Origin of the sequence: Acinetobacter sp. SH20PTE14 (assembly GCF_021391555.1) — a bacterium.
Lineage (GTDB): Bacteria > Pseudomonadota > Gammaproteobacteria > Pseudomonadales > Moraxellaceae > Acinetobacter > Acinetobacter amyesii.
On record NZ_CP090067.1, the window covers coordinates 2,850,076 to 2,870,653 of the forward strand.

Genomic DNA, 20,578 nt, shown 5'->3' on the forward strand with positions numbered 1-20,578 from the left:
TTAGTTTCGAGTTCTAAACCACCCTTTCGAAAGATTGGGTGGTTTTTTTATTCATTCCGATTTTCCCACATTTCAATCTTATTTATATTGCGATAATTTTCATCTTATTAATTCTTGTCATCTTAGAGTCAATATTATTGCTTATGGTATGAGCGCTTTTTTAATTATTCAAAACTTAGCTATATCATGACAAACTTAAAATTTTATACTCCATGTGCCATCTCTACATTAATATGGGTTTGCTTAAGCGCACACTCCATGGCCGCAGATTCATATCTAACACCTGACTCAGCTCCAAATAGTCTTGAAATATTATCTACTCCTCCACAAGCCTATAGTGGAGATTTTATTCGTGATCAAAGTATTTTTAAACAATCTCAATATTTGAAAAATACGGCTCGCTGGCAGCAAGCACAAATTGATGCTGATGTTTCAAATGCACACTTAGGGCGACCTTTTTCATCTGCATTTGGCGTAGAAATTAATGAGAAAAATACACCTACTTTATTTGAAATTTTAAGAAAGATTAAACTTGATAGTAGATACTCTACTCAAACTGCAAAAAAGAAATATAGCCGTGAACGTCCATATGGCTATTTTAATGTCAGCACTTGTACCCCTGAAGAAGAAAATGAAAAAAATCAATATGTTTCCTATCCTTCTGGACATACAACTATCGGTTGGACATATGCATTAGTCTTAGCAGAGTTACGTCCTGAGCGTCAAAGTCAAATTTTTAAACGTGGTATTGAATTTGGTCAAAGCCGAGTCGTGTGCAATATGCATTGGCAAAGTGATGTCGATGCTGGCCGTATTATGGGAGCAGCGCAATTTTCACGCCTACAGGCAGATCCACAATTCCAAGCCGATATGATCAAAGCCAAAACTGAAATTAACCATCTCATTTCTGCCACACACAAAAAATCTGATTAAAAAAATCAGCATCTTGTCCCATTGCATAGATAGTAGATCACATGCGTGGGCAGTGGTTTTTAATAGATGTGCATGTCCAATATAAAAATAAAGCGCTTAGAACCATCTAAGCGCTTTATTTAATTTAGCAGGAGTAGTGATCCCTTTTTATTTTGATTTAATCTGCTTCAGTTCTGGCTTGCCGTAAGCCACTTCAAAACTTGCGACGGTCGTCATTTTTCCACCTGGTTTTTCAACAAAGTCTAGAACCTTCAAGTCTGTACGCATATAGTCTTTAAAAAAGTCTAAAGTCTGATAACCGCGTTGATCATTGATAAATTTGATGTGTGGATTTAACTTCAGCACATCTTCCTGCCCTGGACGGATTGGTTGACCATTGCCGGTAGAGGTTATCGATGTAGTTAAAAATTCGGTTGCAATCGATGGACTCTTAAAATCATTCAAATCACTTGGAATATTCGCTGCAAAATATTGATGCAAATCTCCTGATAAAATTACTGTATTACCATGAGGTGCATTTTTTTTGATAGATTCAATCAAGCGCTCGCGTGCGTATGGATAGCCATTCCACGTATCTTTCCCAAAATAAGCTTTGCCTGATTTGTTATAACGTACCCAAGGCATAACCTGAATTTGCTGTGCCAAGACATTCCAACGCTTATCATGGCGCATTTGCTTCGCCAACCATTGCTCTTGTGCTTTACCAAGAACCTGCTCATTTCGGCTATTCTCAGTACGGCAGTAATCTATTTTATCAAACCCATCTTCTAACTGAGCTTTGGTGCATAAAATTGGAGAACGGTACTGGCGTGTATCCAAAATATTCATCCGTAGCATTTTGCCATAATCTAAAGTGCGGTAAGCAAGGATATCTGGGCCGTTCGGCTTCTGTTTTAAACGCACAGGCATATATTCATACCATGCTTGAAACGCTGCTGCGCGACGCAGTAAAAATATGTCTTTCTTCTCGCCTTTTTCTTCAATATCTGCAGCCCAGTTGTTATCCACTTCATGATCATCAAAAGTCATCGCAAAAGGTGCAGATGCATGTGCAGCTTGTAAATCAGGATCTGCACGGTACTGTGCATAACGAATACGATATTGCAGTAAAGTTTGAATTTCAGGACCAATATGTTGACGTGCAGGAATTGAAACTCTTAGATCTCCAATTGCACGTCCCCCGCCTTTACCCTCTGGTCCTTCATAAATATAGTCACCATAGTGGAAAACTAAATCTATCTCTTTCTCTTTGCTCAAGTAATCATAAGCCGTGTAATAGCCTGTTTCATAATGCTGACAACCTACTACAGCAACACGAACTCGTTCTGGCATTTGATGTGCTGCTGGCGCCGATTTTGCTGTACCTACAGAACTTTCATAACCAGCCAATCTAAATCGATAATAATAGCGTGTCATCGGTGCTAAACCACTTATCTCTACATGTACTGTGTGATGTAAGTCAGGATGTGCCTGCGCCTTCCCAGTTTGCACAATTTTCTTAAATTCAATATCTGTAGCAATGTCCCAATCCACTTCAACAGCTTCTTTCGGCATCCCACCATCCACTGAAAGTGGATATGGTGCAACTCGGGTCCAAATCACAAAGCCATCTGGCCAAGGTTCGCCTGAGGCAACACCTAATTGAAATGGGCTAATCGGAAATTTGGCATTTGCCCACGTGCTTACTGGACTCAGTCCAGAAAATAACGCTAAAGACCCGACTCCCATCAAACCCTTTAAGAATTGACGACGATTCGAATTAATATGATTCATTTTTATTTCTCTATAAACTTATTAATAAATTAATCTGATCAGTTTTGGATTAGAAAATTGGCATGGTATAGGTCAAGTAGATACGGCTTTGTTCCTGCTTGGTTCCTGTACTTTTTTTGAATTTTCCGTATTGAGCGGTAAAACCTAAATTTTTGAATTTCCCTTCTGGAACTTTATAACGCAAGGTATAGTCAATTTCGGACTCAGTTGCACAACCACATTTACCAAAGTCACGACCTTGGACTTTCAGGAACGATACATTTAAGCCTTTTAAGTATTGATTATTGAAGTCATATCGATAGCCATACCATGTGGACTTTTCGCCTGCATTAGTAAAGTTCTGCAACAAACGGTTGGTTGGTAAGTAAATGAAAGTCCCATCTGCACCGTTGTCTAAACTGCCCTGATTCATATGCAGAAAATCGCCATCATCTCCAATTTTCTGCGCGCCGAATTGCAGCTGATGATTATTGAATTTGTATTTGAAATCCACACTGGCTGTCTGGTTATCTACTTTAGCGCCATAGCCTTTTTCACCACGCTCATTAGCTCCAGTCGCTTGAGTATCAAATAAACGTAAGTCCGTATTAAAACTCTGGTTTTCACTGAATGGAAATTTGTGTTTCACGCCGATAAATTGCTGTACATAAAAATCATCCAGCTCACCGGCATAGTACTGTAGCGTTAAATTTTTATTGGGCTTCCAGTCCGCACCGCCAAACATAAACCCATCACTGGTTTCGGTCGCGCCTTTAATAGAAAGCTTTGAAGCATCTCGTGATGCACGTGGAATTGCTTTAGTGACGTAACCACCCGTTAAAGTCAATCCCTTTACATCTTTAGAAGTGACTTGACCACCTAAATAGGCAGATTCGAGCAAGCGAGCAAAGCTTCGACTTAAAATGGGCAAATTAGGGCGTAACTCCCCGACTTTTACATCAGTTTTCTGATAGCGCGCTTTTAAAGTGGGATATGCACGTGTCCAATAATTTGTTGGACTACCATCACCCTCTAAAGGAAACATCAACGAATTTTTGGCTTTATCTTTACTGCCGTCTAAACGTATACCTGCTGCCGCAGTCGCATCTAAACCAAAACCGACTTGACCTTCGGTAAAGCCAGATTGATAACTCAATTCAATACCTTGTCCCCAAACTGTCGAATCTTTATCGTTAGGCTCTTGATCTTGATCAAAATAATAATTTTTAAAATCTATTTCTGCTTTACTATCTTTAATAAATTCTGCTTGTGCTGCCTGCATTGTCAGCATGGGGGTGAAAACCATACAGCAGATGAGTGCTTTGTAATTCAACGTCTAACCTCTTTGGTCCTTGAGAAATACTGCAATAACCTAAAGACTCTGTATGACAATACACTTGCAATCCCATGACAATTACATGAAAAAATAAAACAAATATTAAATATAAATATTTGATAATATAAAAATTAAAGTTATTTTTTATTTTTTTGTTTTTAATCACTTAAATACGAAAAAAGTTGACCATTAAAAGAACTGCAAGCACTCCATTTTTTGACTACTAAGCTCTAAGCCTGATTTTAAAGAAGATTGCTCAAGAACTTTTATAAAACCTTGTTTAGAATAAAATTGAGTAGCTCGTAAATTAGTTAATTCAACACGAAGTACAATTTTTGTATAACCTTGGTTTGCTGCATATTTTGTAGACTAGATATTAAAAGATCAGCAACACTGTTTCCCCGATAATTCTCATACAACCACATTGCAACTACAGTAAATTCATGCTGTTTATCAATAGTACCTCCAACCATGCCTACAGCTCTCATTCCGTCAAATGCCAATAGAAACTGGCATGGTCTTTTTTGCGCAACTCTATCACGCCATTCAGAATCACTATGAGTTTTAGTTTTTTCAAAAGTTGCTGTAAATGCATCGGGACTGTCTTGTAATGCTTCTAGCCGTAAATTTTTCAGTATCTCCCAATCTGATTCAACAGTTGGTCGTACAGTAACAGAGCTCATTTTTAATTTTACCTGTCATCTATTTGCTTCAAATCATAACGTTTAGAATTGAAGTCTTGTAAAAAATTTGAAAGCAACAAAGATCATCGATGATTATCACACACACTGACGCAAAGACTAAAAATTAGCTATTACTCATGATTAGATTTGAAGATTTGAAGATTTGAAGATTTGAAGATTTGAAGATTTGAAGATTTGAAGATTTGAAGATTTGAAGATTTGAAGATTTGAAGATTTGAAGATTTGAAGATTTGAAGATTTGAAGATTTGAAGATTTGAAGATTTGAAGATTTGAAGATTTGAAGATTTGAAGATTTGAAGATTTGAAGATTTGAAGATTTGAAGATTTGAAGAAGAATATTATTTTTTATAAAATTTAAAGCAAAAAAAAAGAAGATAAAGCTTTAGGCTTGATCTTCTTGTTGACCGTAGAACCAAGTTGCTGCGATAAACAGAGAAAAACCAATAACTGACAACACTGGAGTAACCATATATTTCACACTCTAACTTTGATGAGGTCATTATGTAAAAGTTTTATGACAGTTATATGACAAATATGAAATATTCAAAAATAATAAATATTATTTAATTTCAAAATCTTAGAAACAAAAACAAATTTTCTCCTCTAGTTATGTGACAAATATTTCATGAAATATGACAGTGAAAACGTCATTTTTAGGATATTGATGACAGCGAAACATGGCACTGTTAAACCCTATTAAACTTTCGGCCAAAGATTAAGCGAAATACCCACACAACTGTGTTTTTGTCTTATAATTTAGCCCGCTAGCTATCAGCCCGCTCAAGAGATATTTGTATGACAACTATTATCAAGCAAGATGACTTGATCACATCGGTAAAAGATGCGCTTCAGTTCATTTCTTACTATCACCCACAGGACTTCATCCAAGCGATGAGCCGTGCGTATGACCGTGAAGAAAACAAAGCCGCAAAAGACGCGATTGCACAAATTTTAATTAACTCTCGTATGTGTGCAGAAGGCCATCGTCCTATCTGTCAAGATACGGGTATTGTGAACGTATTTCTTGAAGTGGGCTTAGACGTTAAATTTGATTTAACCATGAGCCTAGACGATGCAATCAACGAAGGTGTACGTCAAGGTTATCTTGAAAACTCAAACATTCTTCGTGCATCAGTATTAGCTGATCCTGCTTTTGGTCGTAAAAATACCAAAGACAACACCCCTGCTGTAATTCACTACAAACTCGTTCCGGGTAATAAAGTTGATATTACTGTTGCTGCTAAAGGTGGTGGTTCAGAAAATAAATCTAAGCTTGCAATGCTTAATCCTTCTGACTCTATCGTAGATTGGGTACTTAAAACTGTTCCAACAATGGGTGCAGGTTGGTGTCCTCCTGGTATGCTCGGTATCGGTATTGGTGGTACTGCTGAAAAAGCCATGATGCTTGCAAAAGAAGCATTGATGGAAGAAATCAACATGGACGAACTCCTTCGTCGTGGCCCACAAAACCAAATCGAAGAACTTCGTATCGAAATCTTCGAAAAAGTAAATGCTTTAGGTATTGGTGCTCAAGGTCTTGGCGGTTTAACGACTGTTCTTGATATCAAAATCAAAGACTACCCATGTCACGCTGCGGGTAAACCAGTAGGTATGATTCCTAACTGTGCTGCAACTCGTCATGCGCATTTCCAATTAGACGGTTCAGGTGTAGCGCATATTCAAGCGCCTAGCCTTGAAGACTACCCTGCAGTGACTTGGGATTCATCAACGTCTAAACGTGTTGACTTAGACAACATCACTCAAGAAGAAATGAACTCTTGGCAACCAGGTGACACACTACTTCTTAACGGTACAATCTATACAGGTCGTGACGCTGCGCACAAACGTATGGTTGACATGTTAAACAAAGGTGAAGAACTTCCAGTTGACCTAAAAGGTAAATTTATTTACTACGTTGGCCCTGTTGATCCAGTCGGTGACGAAGTCGTCGGTCCTGCTGGCCCAACAACTGCAACACGTATGGATAAGTTCACACGTCAAGTGCTTGAAGCAACTGGCATGTTCGGTATGATTGGTAAAGCTGATCGTGGTCCTGCTGCTGTTGAAGCAATCAAAGACAACAAAGCGACTTACCTCATGGCTGTCGGCGGTGCTGCTTACTTAGTATCAAAAGCGATTCGTGAAGCTGAAGTTGTAGCATTTGCTGACTTAGGTATGGAAGCGATCTACAAATTTGTTGTAAAAGACATGCCTGTATCGGTAGCCGTTGACGTAAATGGTACTTCTGTTCACGCAACTGCACCAAAAATTTGGCAAGCAAAAATTGGTAAAATCCCAGTAGTTGATGCTGCTGCGAACTAATTTCGCCACGTTCAAGATCAAAAAAAGCACCCCATCGGGTGCTTTTTTATTGTCAATATTTAGACTGTCTGTCGAATGACATTCGCTATTTAATGCTTTCACACACTCAAAAACATGAGCTAATTACATTACCAAGTTAATGGATTCCACAGTTTAAAAAGCTTGGTCAACTGCACATCTTCCGCAGGATCATAATGAGGTGCCTTCAACTTCTGAGCACTTTTCCGTACTTTTCCAGAGTTTTGATCTTCTGCCACAAAGTTAAAACTGTTGGATTTCAACTCTGTAAATGCGATTTCATTTCGACCAATTTTTTCAGGCATGAGCAGCAATGGCCCTGAAACCGTTCTTTTACTGGATAAATTCTCTTCATCATATTTAATGAAGTAAGTTTGACCTGCTTCAACATCAAAGTCTAAATATTTAGGTTTTTGAAAATGATTCACCCCCAAAGGGCGACTCGATGATAAGCGGTAATTCCCCGCAGGTAACTCCACCCAGTAATAATGATTATTCAATAAACTTGGAATACGCTCACTGTTCAGAAATAAGCTGCTGGCCACAATTTCTTGACGATTCCATTTACTGTCTGGACGATATAAATACACAATCGCTGCTTGATCATGCTGAGCTTTCACTTCTTGAAAATGTCGGCCTTGTTTCTGATTGACCCAACCACCAATGGTAAACATACCCAATCGATATTGCTCAATATGACCCGGTGTACTTTCAGGATCCACAGGCTTTAATGTCGAAGCCAATGACGTTTGCTCAATGGCTGATTTTCCATGACAACCCAGCAGCGCTACACTGCTTAAAAGTAGAATTGCAACTCCACGCATGATTATCCCTCACTGCGTCTTTTTTTATTTTTACACTTTTGTTTTCAGTTTTTTACATTCAGGCATCCACGCCATCCTGCTGAGATTAACATTCTGCTTTTATTTTTGGAAATAAAAAACGTGTGCAAATCTTGGATTTACACACGTTTCAGACGAATAGCGCTTAAGCAGATTTAGAGTTCACAACTTTTAAATCTGATTTCGGTGCAGCTTCTTCAGTTTTCTTTGGTTGACGTTCTGATTTAAATTCAGGTTCCGCTTCACCATTAATCACCGCTTCATTGACGACAACCGTACCCACATCTGAACGACTTGGTAGATCATACATCGTTTCAAGCAATGAATTTTCTAAAATCGAACGTAGACCACGCGCACCCGTATTACGGTCAAGGGCTTTTTTAGCCACGGCACGTAATGCTGAGTCTTCAAATACAAGGTCAACATTTTCCATTTCAAATAAATATTGGTACTGACGTGTCAATGCATTTTTTGGTTCTGTCAGAATCTGCATCAATGCTTCTTCGTCGAGTTCTTCCAAGGTTGCAATGACTGGCAAACGACCAATAAATTCAGGAATCAGACCGAATTTAACCAAATCTGTCGCTTCAACTTGGCGGAATAAGTCAGATAATTTTTTAGTTTCATCTTTCTTACGCACTTCAGCTGTAAAGCCAATACCTCCTTTTTCCTGACGCTGCTGTACGATTTTCTCTAGACCAGAGAATGCGCCACCACAGATAAACAGGATATTTGAAGTATCAATTTGAATAAATTCTTGCTGCGGATGCTTACGACCACCTTGAGGCGGAATCGACGCAACCGTACCTTCGATCATTTTCAATAACGCTTGCTGAACACCTTCACCCGATACATCACGAGTAATAGATGGGTTTTCAGACTTACGGGTAATTTTGTCGATTTCATCGATATAGATAATGCCCTTTTGCGCTTTTTCTACATCGTAATCGGCTTTTTGAAGGAGTTTTTGAACAATGTTCTCAACGTCTTCACCCACATAACCGGCTTCAGTTAAAGTCGTTGCATCTGCCATCGCAAATGGCACATCTAAAAGACGCGCAAGTGTCTGAGCAAGCAGTGTTTTACCTGAACCTGTTGGTCCAACCAACATGATGTTACTTTTCGAAATCTCTACACCGTCTTCTGGTTTTTTACCACTGGTGCCAACTTTTAGGCGTTTATAGTGGTTGTATACCGCAACAGAGAGGGTCTTTTTCGCAACATCTTGACCAATCACATATTGGTCAAGCGCAGCACGGATTTCATGCGGTTTTGGTAAAGGACGAGTTGCCCAGTCATTTGATTCAACTTGCTGACTGGTCTGAACTAGGTCAAGACATACGTCCACACACTCATTACAGATGTACGCGTCCTCACCTGCAATCAGTTTCCCGACTTCAGACTGCGTTTTACCGCAAAATGAACAATGCTTTTGTCCTTGAGGATGTTCGGACATATTCACTCCAATAATTAATTCTTTAAAACTTATGGGCGTTTAGATAAAACTTCGTCCACAAGACCGTATTCTTTCGCAGCTTGCGCTGTCATAAAATTGTCACGGTCAGTATCTCGAGCAACAGTTTCGTAGTCTTGACCACTATGCTCTGCCATTAAACGATTTAAACGTTCTTTGATGAATAGAATTTCACGTGCATGAATTTCAATGTCAGATGCCTGACCACGGAAACCACCGAGTGGTTGGTGAATCATGACACGGGCATTTTCAAGACAGTAACGTTTGCCTTTAGCACCGGCATTAAGCAGGAATGCACCCATCGATGCTGCTTGCCCCATGCAGTAAGTCACAACATCAGGTTTAATAAATTGCATGGTATCGTAAATCGCCATACCTGCAGTAACCGAACCGCCTGGTGAGTTGATATATAAATGAATATCTTTATCTGGGTTTTCTGCTTCTAAGAACAACATTTGGGCAACAATCAAATTTGCCATGTTGTCTTCAACTTCACCGGTTAAAAAAATCACACGTTCACGCAAAAGGCGTGAATAAATATCAAAAGAACGCTCGCCACGAGATGACTGTTCTACCACCATTGGCACTAGTGCGTTTTCAATTGTTGGAACATACATACGTTATTTATTCCTAAATTTTTCTGACTCAACCCATAATTCACAATATGAGGGATATTTGTCGAAATTGCAAAAGATTCCCAATTAAATAACAGATATTTTTTTCATAAGCATTGTGAAATCAGGACAACTTATTTGGGGGCAAATTTCGATAAAAAAAGGCGCTTAATGCGCCTTTTTTTGAAAGCTAGAAATTAGCCTTGTTGACGAGCTTGTTGCTCTTTCAATAAGTCTTCATAGCTCACAGTTGTATCAGTTACTTTAGCAGAAGCTAAGATGTGATCGACAACTTGGTCTTCTAGAATAACAGCTTCGATTTGAGCACGTTGCTGTTTATCGTTGTTGAAGTATTCAATTACTTCTTTAGGATCTTCGTAAGAAGAAGCCATGTCTTCGATGTAAGCATCAACACGTGCAGCATCAACTTCAATTTTAGCATCAGCTAATACTTTGCTGACCAATACGCCAAGTTTAACTGATTTTTCAGCTTGCTCTTTGAATAGGTCATCTGGAAGCATGCTTGAATCAAACGCTTTAGCGCCTTGAGCACCAAACTGTTGAGTGAATTGTTGGATCATTTGTTGACGTTGACGGTCAATTTCTTGAGCAACCATTGCTTCTGGAAGTTCTACTTCGTTTGCAGCTACAAGCGCATCAAAAGTTGCACCTTTCACTTGGTTACGAAGACCGTTTTTCACTTCACGTTCCATGTTTTTACGCACGTCAGCTTTCAGCTTTTCAACGCCTTCTTCTTCAGTTAGACCGAAGATTTTTAAGAATTCAGCATCAACTTCTGGAAGTTTTTGTTTTTCAACAAGCTTAACAGTGATTTTGAATTGAGCAGCTTTACCAGCAAGGTTTTCAGCTTGGTAGTCTTCAGGGAAAGTTACATCGATAACTTTCTCTTCGCCTTTCTTCATACCAACGATGCCGTCTTCGAAGCCAGGGATCATACGACCAGAACCAAGAACGAGTTTAAAGTCTTCAGCAGCGCCGCCTTCAAACTTCTCGCCATCAACAGTACCTTCAAAGTCGAACGTTACTTGCATGTCTTTTTTAGCCATGCCTTTAGTTTCAACCCATGAAGCGCGTTGTTTTTGAAGATTTTCAATCATCTTCTCAACGTCTTTGTCGTCAACTGAAGTTGTTTTACGTTCAACTTCTAGACCTTCAAACTTAACTTCAACTTCTGGATAAACTTCTACAGTTGCTTCATAAACTAAAGCATCATCTTTCATTTCAGTTTTTTCAATGTTTGGCATACCAACAGCATTGATTTTTTCTTGTTGGATCGCTTCGAATACTGTGTCACGAATGATGTCGTTTACAACTTCTTGATAGATACCAGCACCGTATTCACGACGAACAACGTTTACAGGTACTTTACCTGGACGGAAGCCGTTGATCTTCACAGTTTTGGCAGTGCGTTTCAAGCGAGCTTCAAACTGCTCGTTAATACGGCTCGTCGGTACAGATACATTTAAACGACGGGCAACGCCCGAAACCGCTTCAGAAGTTACTTGCATGGCTTCCTCGATAATTTGTTAGTTAAAACAGTTTTAAAAAAAAGTGCCACATTATATGACAACAATTAAAGATATACAAAAATGGATTATAACACTATAAATTCAGGCATGGATGCCCTTCTTATTTTTAGAATTTTTCAGCTTTTTTCGAAGAAATATTGATTATTTTTTAATTCACCATTGAAAATGAGAAACTTTCTCACTATTATTCTTAATGATATTTTTTTTAATTTATTTTCATATATTTATCTTGTCCATATTTGGTATTCTTTTATGAGTAAATTTAATCTCAACCCTCTTTCCGCTGCTTTATTTGGGGCAATTGTAACTACTACGAGTTACGCACATGCTGAAACGACTGAATCTCAAGCTCAACAGATGGAAACCATTGTTGTTTCTGCAGCGGGCTTTGAACAAAAGATCAAGAATGCTCCTGCTTCGATTACCGTGATTACGGCTGAAGACTTAAAAAATAAACGAATTACATCCGTTGCAGATGCATTAAGTGATATAGAAGGTGTCGATATTAGCCCTACAGCAGGGAAAACCGGCGGATTAAATATTCGTATTCGTGGTATGGACGCCGAATATACCTTGGTTTTAATTGATGGCCGCCGACAAAATAGTACAGGTGACATTGCCCCTAATGGATTTGGTGAGTCGAATAATAGTTTTATCCCCCCTGTTTCGGCTATCCAACGCATCGAAGTCATCCGCGGACCAGCTTCTACTTTATATGGTTCTGATGCAATTGGTGGTGTAGTCAATATCATTACCAAAAAAGTTTCACCTGAATGGACTGGTTCGGTCACGTTAGAAGGGACAGTACTGCCAAATCACTCAGACTTTGGTAACCAACGCGCTGTCGATGCATTTTTAACAGGGCCAATCATTCAAGATTTATTGGGCTTACAAATCCGTGCACGTAAAGCGGAACGTGATCAATCAGATTTAATACGTAATGATGACGATGATACTGGTGCTGAACTTAGTGGCGGAAATAGCCCAACTAAATCAGATCTAGAAACTATCGGTGCTCGCTTAACCCTGACACCGCACAGCGACCATGATATTTCAGTTGAATATGAAAAAACTGAACAATGGTATGACAATAGCAAAGGTCAATTAGGCACTCTTGGCGCAAACGGTGGTTATGGTGATGCTCAAGAATATAATCGTGAGAAAATGATCCTCGCACATACTTGGAATAATGCTATTGGCAAACTTGAGTCAAGTATTATCAATACTCAAACAGAAACGGTTGGACGTTTAATTCCTGCACGTGCACAAGGAATGTCAACAGCCATCACTCCTCGTGTGTTAGAAAGTGAAGATACGATTTTTGATACTAAATTTACCACTCAACATTTTGAAGACCACCGTATTACTCTAGGCGGTCAATGGTGGGAAGCCAGTATTAGTGATGGTTTACGTGTAAAAAAAGAAGTTTCTTTTGAGCAATTGGGTCTATTCGCCGAAGATACTTGGTCGCTGAACGACAATCTTGCATTAACACTTGGTCTTCGTTATGACGACCACGATACGTTTGGTGACTTTTGGACACCACGTGCATATTTGGTATGGAATGCAAATGAAAACTGGACCTTCAAAGGCGGATATAGTGAAGGTTATAAAGCCCCACGTTTAGAACGTTTAACTAATGGTGTGGTCAATGTCAGTGGTCAGGGTCGTACACCAACTTTTGGCAACCCAAATCTAAAACCTGAAACCAGCAAGAACTTTGAGTTTGGTACATATTTCTCAACCAATCATAATTTTGACTTCAACGTTACGGCTTTCTTTAGTCAAATCGAAGATAAAATTATGACGGGTAACAAGGAAATTAGCTGTAATACTGATAACACAACGACTTCGGGTATTAATTGGTCTAAAGCTGACTGTGAAGCTTTCATGGCATCGGTTGGAACGCCGTGGGTGATGGATTATAACCGTGGCAAACCAGATTCATGGAATGTGACTCGTCCTGTGAATGCCGAAGAAGCTGAAGTTTATGGTATTGAAGCTGGTTTAAACTGGGCATTTGCCGACAATTGGAAATTTGGACTGAACTACACTTGGACTGAAACTGAAATTAAAGATAGCAGTTTAGGCAATCCTGTACTTAATGACACACCAGAACACATGGTCAATGCGTCGCTTAAATGGCAAGCTGCTGACTTTGTGAATTTATGGGCGCGTGGCGAGTATCGAAGTGAACGTGCACGTTTCACCTCAACCTATGACAATCTAACTGTAGCGAATCAACAGGTTTATGACGCCCTAGGTGACTACAAGGAATACGCATTATTACACGTCGGTTCAAACTTTAATGTAACGCCAAACTGGGATATAGGTGTTGCTCTGTACAATATATTTGATAAAAACTTTAACGATTACGAGAAAGTCGCAGATAGCTATTACAACCGTTATAGCAATACTCAGGAAGGCCGCCGTGTACAATTAAGTACAACCTTTAAATTCTAAATAACCGCATAATAAAAAACCTGCTTCGGCAGGTTTTTTTGCATAAATAATTTACGATTACTTCTTATTTAATTCACAATCATGTCTATATTTATAATCTCAATTAAACATAAAAAAACAATACATTTTATCAATATTTAAATAAAACATAGTCTTAATTAATACTTGTTATATCATTACATTAAATAGGACTATCACAATATGATTATTTATCGTGATTTACAATTACATAAAGATGTAAGAAAAAATAAGAATCATTATTATTCGCATACAAATTCACTATTCCAAATCGGGTTCGAAATGGCCTTCATTAAAACACGTAAGAAAATTGTTTCTTCAGCAATTGCTTCTTCACTTTCTGTTATTGCTGTTAATGCAATCGCACAAGAGCAAGTTACTCAACTTCCAACGATTAACCAAGAAGTTGCTGCTGAAAAAGCACCAAGCTTAAAAGTTGATAAATCTGCGAATGCTAAATTTGTTGCTCCCCTTCTTGATACACCAAAATCAGTATCAGTGATTTCTAAGCAACTGATTGAAGACACGCAAGTCACAACTTTAAGTGATGCTTTACGTACAGTACCTGGAATTACCCTCGGTGCTGGTGAAGGTGGCAATCCAAATGGCGACCGTCCATTTATTCGTGGTTATAACTCTGAAAGCTCAATGTATGTTGACGGTGTACGTAACTCAACTTCTCAAAACCGTGAGATGTTTGCTGTAGAACAAGTAGAAGTTACCAAAGGTTCAGCTTCTGCTATGGGTGGTGCAGGTACTTCTGGCGGCAGTATCAATATGATTTCGAAAGTTGCGAAAAAAGGTGACTTTTTAGAAGGTTCAGTTGCTGGTGGAACAGATGCTTATGCACGTGTGACGCTTGATGGCAACAAAGATTTTGGCAATGGGATTGCTGCACGTGTTGCCGTTATGGGCCACATGAATGAGAAAGCTGGTCAAGCTGATGGTGCTGAATACAAACGTGCTGGTATTGCCCCTAGTATTACTTTCGGCTTAGACACACCTACTCGTGCAACTGTTGGCTATTACTATCTAAAATCGGATGATACACCTGATTCTGGTGTGCCATATAACAATCCATTTGGCGCACCTAAAACTGGTGAAATGGACTACCGCCCATTAAACGGTAACGGTAAGCCAATAGATGTAAAACAAGGTATGTATTACGGCTGGAAAGATCGTGATTTCCAAAAACAAGAAAATCACATTGGTACTATCAAGCTAGAACATGACTTAACTGACGATTTGACATTGACCAATACTGCAGTTTATAGCAAATCAAAAAATGACTATCTATGGACAAACCCAGACGACTCAAAAGGTAATTTTTTTGATAAATCAACCGGTCAATTAACGGGAAATGTATGGGCACGTGCAAATTCACGAATTGCGGATACAGATGGCTTTACCGATCAACTTTCTTTAGCAGGTAAGTTCAACACTGGCTTTTTAAAACACCGTTTTAACTTAGGTGCTGAATATTCAGATCAAGAAACGGATCGTACTCAATATATTATTGATGGTAAAAATTCGACCGGCTCTGCACATCAATCTTGTCCGGCAGATTCGATCGCAAATGGTTGGTGTACATCAGTGCAAAACCCTGACCGTGGTAATTGGACAGGCTCTTTAAGTACTGCTGGCGCAGATCTTTATAATATCGAAACTAAAAATACTTCAGTATATTTCCTTGATAGCATTGAATTACACCCACAATGGATCTTAGATTTGGGTGTACGTTGGGATGATTACTCAACAGAGCAAACGATGACTTATGGTGCGCTCAACAGCAATGTGACCTCAAATCCTGCTAAAGCTCAAGCTGGCGATAAAGTATCAATCAAAAATGAAAAAGACTTTATTAACTGGCAAGCGGGTTTAACATTTAAACCAACTGAAAATAGCAGTATCTATGCAAGCTATGCGACATCCTCAAATCCAGTCGGTGTTGATGGTGGTGATGGCTCAGAAGGTATTACTGCAGCAATCGAAAACCTTAAACCCGAAGAGGTTAAAACTTACGAGTTAGGAACGAAATGGGATGTATTAAACGACCGTTTAAACTTAACTGCTGCAATTTTCCGTACAGAAAAAACCAATACACGTGCAACAACAACAGAGGGTACTACAAGCAACATTGGTGAAACACGTGTTGATGGTATCGAACTTGGTGTTACTGGTAATGTAACTGATAAATGGGCTGTAATGGCAGGTTATACCTACTTAGACAGCGAATTAGTTGACGGTGGTTTCACGAAAGTCGGTGACGACTATGTTGCAAATCCAAGCAATGGTAACCAAGTTCAAAACGTTGCGAAAAACTCAGCAACACTTTGGACAACTTACCAAGTCCTTCCACAGTTCACAATCGGTGGTGGCGCTACCTACATGGATAAAGTATTTGGTAATGCTACCAATACAAAATGGGTTCCAAGTTACGTACGCTACGATGCTATGGCGCGTTATACCGTTAACAAAAATGTGGATTTACAGTTGAATGTAAATAACCTTTCTGACAAACGCTACTTCACTAAAGCGTATGCCTCACACTATGCAACTGAAGCAGAAGGCCGCAGCGCAGTTCTGTCTGTAAACTTCAAATACTAAGAAAAAATAAATACCATAAATAATTTATGGTATTGACTCAAATAGCCTCGCTTCGAGGCTATTTTTGTATATGATCGAAACACAAACATTACATTTCAAAAGGTCAGACCGTGATTCACCATATTCCAAATGTATTGAGTAAAGAACAGGTCAACTACTTCCGCACAGAAATGCAAAAAGTAGAATGGACTAATGGTCAAAAAACTACGGGCTCACTGTCTAAAAATGTAAAAAATAATCAGCAACTCGATGTTGAACATCCGCTCACCCAGCATTTGGGCGATATCATTCTGCATGAATTGTCACAACACGCGCTTTTTACATCAGCGGCTCTCCCCCTCAATATTTTGCCGCCCTATTTTAACCGCTATGAAAATGGTGAAACGTTTGGTTTCCATGTCGACAATGCCATTCGCTGGATGCCTGACAGCAATCAAAAAATTCGTACCGATTTGTCCTGCACGATTTTTCTAAGTGAACCCGAAGAATATGAGGGTGGTGAACTTGTGGTAGAAGACACCTATGGCTACCACGAAGTGAAATTGCCTGCCGGAGATTTGATTTTGTATCCATCTACCAGTGTACATGAAGTTACTCCTGTGACTGCAGGCTGTCGTATTGCGTCATTTTTTTGGTTGCAAAGTATGATCCGTGAAGATGCTGAGCGTCACATGTTATTTAATCTCGATCAAAGCATTCAAAATTTGCGTATGCAATTGGGTGATGCACATAGTGAAGTCGTCAAATTGACCAGTCTGTATCACAACCTAATCCGCAAATGGGCCGAAATTTAAAGCTTAAGGTCAATAGACATGGACAAACTACCAATGACTGATCACAACATTTTAGCGCCACTGACACAAATACCAGCTCATTTGCAAACCATTGCAGATTATGAAGTCGAGGCTGAAAAACACCTTTCTCAAATGGTGTGGCAGTACTTGCAAGGCGGCTCGATGGATGAACACAGTGTCCGTGGCAATTTGTCTCAGTTTGAACAGATACAACTGCTACCACGTATGCTGAAAGATCTAACCCAAGGTCATACCCGAATCGAAATCTTAGGGCAACGTTTCCCGCATCCTATTTTTGTAGCACCCATTGGTCACCAACAACAATTTCATCCTGATGCTGAAGCTGCAACAGCCCTCGCTGCCGAAGTCCTTGGCAGCAATATGATCCTCAGTACGTTTACCAATACAGATATGCGTGAGTTAAAGCAGGACAATCCGTACAAATGGTTCCAATTGTATTGGCAAGGTGAGCGCGAAAAGTCATTATCACTGGTCAAGATGGCAGAAGAACATGCTTACACAGCGGTTGTAGTAACCATTGATTCCCCGCATACAGGGATTCGTGACCGTGAACGTCGAGTGTTTTTCCATTTGCCTGAAGGCATGCAACATCCGCATACCCCTGCACATATCCCATTGCCTGAGCTCAATGATGGCGACCATCCCGTATTTAACGGTCTGATGAAAATCGCACCAACATGGGCGGATATCCTTTGGCTCAGTCAAAACACCTCATTACCGATTATTTTAAAGGGCATTGTCAATCCACATGATGCTGAACTTGCCCTGCAACACGGTGTACAAGGCATTATTGTGTCGAATCATGGTGGGCGCATACTGGATGGTTGCATTCCCCCTCTCACCGCTTTAGAACTGATTAAAAAAGTTGTGCCTACGGATTTTCCAGTTTTATATGATGGTGGTATTCGTCGAGGTTCAGATGTGTTTAAAGCGATAGCCTTGGGTGCATCTGCCGTATTAGTTGGACGTCCTTGCATTTATGGTTTAGCGACTGCGGGGGCTTTAGGCGTTGCCCATGTACTCAAAATACTGAAAGAAGAATTTGAGATTACGATGGCATTGATGGGAACAGCCACCGTCGATGAGATCAATAAAGATTATATTTTTCAAAAAAGCTAATTTTATAGAAAAATATTTTCCAGTAATGGCATCTTGACGCAAAAATAGGAAATTATTTCCGGAATATATGGACTAATATTTAGTTATACATTTACGAGCTTACGGTAAAGCTAAGTCATGTGAATCTTTACAGATTTATTTCGACTTTCGACTAAAGACTCCGATATTAAACTTGTAAATTGCTAGAATAGACACAATCTATATAAGTAGTACCTTGCCGTTTATCCACGACATTTATCCACGGTGCTATAAGGAGTTTTCACATGATGTTGGCAGATCCAAGCAAAAAATACCGTCGCATGTACCAACGTGTAGACTTACCAGACCGTCAATGGCCAAATAACGAAATCAATAAAGCGCCGATCTGGATGAGTACCGACCTTCGTGACGGTAACCAAGCGATCTTCGAGCCAATGAACATTGAACAAAAGTTTAAAATGTTCCAAATGCTTGTGAAAATTGGTTTCAAACACATTGAAATCGGCTTCCCTTCTGCATCACAAATCGACTTTGATTTCACGCGTTTGTTGATCGAAGGCGGTCATATTCCTGATGATGTGTACATCGAAGTTTTGGTTCAAGCACGTGATCATTTGATTCAACGTACATTTGAATCTTTACAAGGTGCAAAACGTGCCATCGTGCATATCTACAACTCAAACTCTCCAACCTTCCGCAATAAAGTGTTGAATGTTGATGTTGCTGGTGCAAAACAATTAGCGATTAATGCCGCAACGAAAGTCAAAGAATACGCTGCAAAACAGCCTGAAACTGAATTTGTATTCCAATACAGTCCAGAGTGTTTTACTGCAACAGAACTAGAAGTTGCTAAAGATGTCTGTGATGCGGTCACTGAAATTTGGGAAGCATCGCCAGAGAACAAAGTGATTTTAAACTTGCCTGCAACGGTTGAAGTTTCAGGTCCGAACGTCTATGCCGACCAAGTGGAATGGATGCACCGTAATATTCAACGCCGTGACGGTGTGATTATTTCTGTGCACTGTCATAACGACCGTGGCTGTGGTATTGCCGCTTCTGAGTTGGCGATTATGGCTGGTGCTGACCGGGTCGAAGGTTGTGTGTTTGGTAACGGTGAACGTACAGGTAACGTCGACGTTGCAGCGATTGCATTGAACATGTATACCCAAGGTGTTGCGCCAAACTTAGATTTCTCAAACATTAACGAAATCATTTCAATCATTGAAGAATGCACAGGCTTGCCGGTACACCCTCGTCATCCGTATGCTGGTGATTTGGTCTTCACCGCGTTCTCTGGCTCACACCAAGATGCCATTAAAAAAGGTTTCGAGTTCCAAAAGAACGAAGAAATGTGGGATATGCCTTATTTGCCAATCGACCCGAAAGATTTGGGCCGCGACTATGATGCCGTGATTCGCGTCAACTCACAGTCTGGTAAAGGCGGTATTGCATACTTGTTAGAATCAAATTACAACGTGGTGTTGCCTCGTCGTATTCAAATTGAGTTCTCGCAAATCGTACAGCAAAAAACAGATGAAGACGGTACTGAGATTTCTGCACAAGCGATCTGGTCATTGTTTAAAGACACGTATGTGGCGGCCAAAGATACACATTATGCGGCGAAAAACTACCGCTTACATGATGAAAATGGCAAGCAAGTCATTGAACTCGATATCGAAGTGAACAGTGAGATCCAGCAATTACGTGGTGAAGGCAACGGCCCAATTTCTGCTATCTTAAATGCATTGCAGTTGCCGATTGATGTCTTGAACTATGAAGAACGTAGTATCAGTTCTGGTGCGCATGCCAAAGCATTAGCTTTAATTGAACTTCAAGTGAAAGGTACAGGTAAGTCTGCATTCGGCGCAGGTGTACATGACAACATCGTGACTGCATCTATTGAGGCGATTATTGCCAGCACTAACCGTTTAATTGAACAAGGTGTTTTGAGTACTGAACAAGTGATTGCTGCTGCAGTCTAATTCAATGCTATAAATATCAAATAGCAATAAAATGACTTTAGAAGGATAC

General features: G+C 39.7%; 14 protein-coding genes. 7 read left to right on the top strand and 7 right to left on the bottom strand.

Annotated features, from left to right (window positions below):
- The first annotated feature begins 258 nt into the window (after positions 1-258).
- Positions 259-933: an acid phosphatase gene (locus tag LXF01_RS13895; protein ID WP_233944574.1), complete on the top strand. Its 675-nt coding sequence runs from the start codon at positions 259-261 to the stop codon at positions 931-933.
- 147 nt (positions 934-1,080) lie between these two features.
- On the opposite strand, the gene LXF01_RS13900 is transcribed toward LXF01_RS13895, so the two are convergent.
- The 3 genes from LXF01_RS13900 to LXF01_RS13910 all read right to left on the bottom strand — a co-directional run bounded on the left by LXF01_RS13900 (position 1,081) and on the right by LXF01_RS13910 (position 4,704).
- Positions 1,081-2,706, bottom strand: coding sequence for an alkaline phosphatase D family protein (locus tag LXF01_RS13900; RefSeq protein ID WP_233944575.1), 1,626 nt, complete (start codon positions 2,704-2,706; stop codon positions 1,081-1,083).
- A 49-nt stretch (positions 2,707-2,755) separates the two neighbouring features.
- Positions 2,756-3,976, bottom strand: coding sequence for an OprD family outer membrane porin (locus LXF01_RS13905; protein WP_233944576.1), 1,221 nt, complete (start codon positions 3,974-3,976; stop codon positions 2,756-2,758).
- A gap of 356 nt (positions 3,977-4,332) precedes the next feature.
- The gene (locus LXF01_RS13910) at positions 4,333-4,704 is read right to left on the bottom strand and encodes a GNAT family N-acetyltransferase (RefSeq protein ID WP_233944577.1); all 372 of its coding nucleotides are present in this window, start codon (positions 4,702-4,704) and stop codon (positions 4,333-4,335) included.
- Between the two features lie 817 nt (positions 4,705-5,521).
- Here LXF01_RS13910 and LXF01_RS13915 point away from each other — a divergent pair.
- Positions 5,522-7,048: a fumarate hydratase gene (locus tag LXF01_RS13915; RefSeq protein WP_078189659.1), complete on the top strand. Its 1,527-nt coding sequence runs from the start codon at positions 5,522-5,524 to the stop codon at positions 7,046-7,048.
- 128 nt (positions 7,049-7,176) lie between these two features.
- Here LXF01_RS13915 and LXF01_RS13920 read toward each other — a convergent pair whose 3' ends face one another.
- The 4 genes from LXF01_RS13920 to tig form a co-directional block, all read right to left on the bottom strand.
- Complete coding sequence (locus tag LXF01_RS13920) at positions 7,177-7,890, bottom strand: DUF2846 domain-containing protein (protein ID WP_233944578.1); 714 nt, start codon at positions 7,888-7,890, stop codon at positions 7,177-7,179.
- A 163-nt stretch (positions 7,891-8,053) separates the two neighbouring features.
- Positions 8,054-9,364 (bottom strand): ATP-dependent protease ATP-binding subunit ClpX, encoded by a 1,311-nt coding sequence (gene clpX / locus LXF01_RS13925; protein WP_078189661.1) that lies wholly within the window; start codon positions 9,362-9,364, stop codon positions 8,054-8,056.
- Between the two features lie 29 nt (positions 9,365-9,393).
- Complete coding sequence (gene clpP / locus LXF01_RS13930; protein ID WP_078192707.1) at positions 9,394-9,999, bottom strand: ATP-dependent Clp endopeptidase proteolytic subunit ClpP; 606 nt, start codon at positions 9,997-9,999, stop codon at positions 9,394-9,396.
- Between the two features lie 194 nt (positions 10,000-10,193).
- Positions 10,194-11,525, bottom strand: a complete 1,332-nt coding sequence (gene tig / locus LXF01_RS13935; protein WP_078192708.1) for a trigger factor — start codon at positions 11,523-11,525, stop codon at positions 10,194-10,196.
- 273 nt (positions 11,526-11,798) lie between these two features.
- Here tig and LXF01_RS13940 point away from each other — a divergent pair, with 273 nt between their 5' ends.
- The 5 genes from LXF01_RS13940 (at position 11,799) to leuA (ending at position 20,529) form a co-directional block, all read left to right on the top strand.
- The gene (locus LXF01_RS13940; RefSeq protein ID WP_233944579.1) at positions 11,799-14,009 is read left to right on the top strand and encodes a TonB-dependent receptor domain-containing protein; all 2,211 of its coding nucleotides are present in this window, start codon (positions 11,799-11,801) and stop codon (positions 14,007-14,009) included.
- 300 nt (positions 14,010-14,309) lie between these two features.
- On the top strand, positions 14,310-16,634 hold the full coding sequence (locus LXF01_RS13945) for a TonB-dependent receptor (protein ID WP_233944580.1): 2,325 nt from the start codon (positions 14,310-14,312) through the stop codon (positions 16,632-16,634).
- A gap of 110 nt (positions 16,635-16,744) precedes the next feature.
- Entirely contained in the window at positions 16,745-17,428 is a 684-nt protein-coding gene (locus LXF01_RS13950; RefSeq protein ID WP_180115876.1) for a Fe2+-dependent dioxygenase, read from the top strand.
- A 33-nt stretch (positions 17,429-17,461) separates the two neighbouring features.
- Complete coding sequence (locus LXF01_RS13955; RefSeq protein ID WP_233945485.1) at positions 17,462-18,568, top strand: alpha-hydroxy acid oxidase; 1,107 nt, start codon at positions 17,462-17,464, stop codon at positions 18,566-18,568.
- Positions 18,569-18,831: 263 nt separating this feature from the next.
- On the top strand, positions 18,832-20,529 hold the full coding sequence (gene leuA / locus LXF01_RS13960) for a 2-isopropylmalate synthase (RefSeq protein WP_233944581.1): 1,698 nt from the start codon (positions 18,832-18,834) through the stop codon (positions 20,527-20,529).
- The last annotated feature ends 49 nt before the right edge of the window (positions 20,530-20,578 follow it).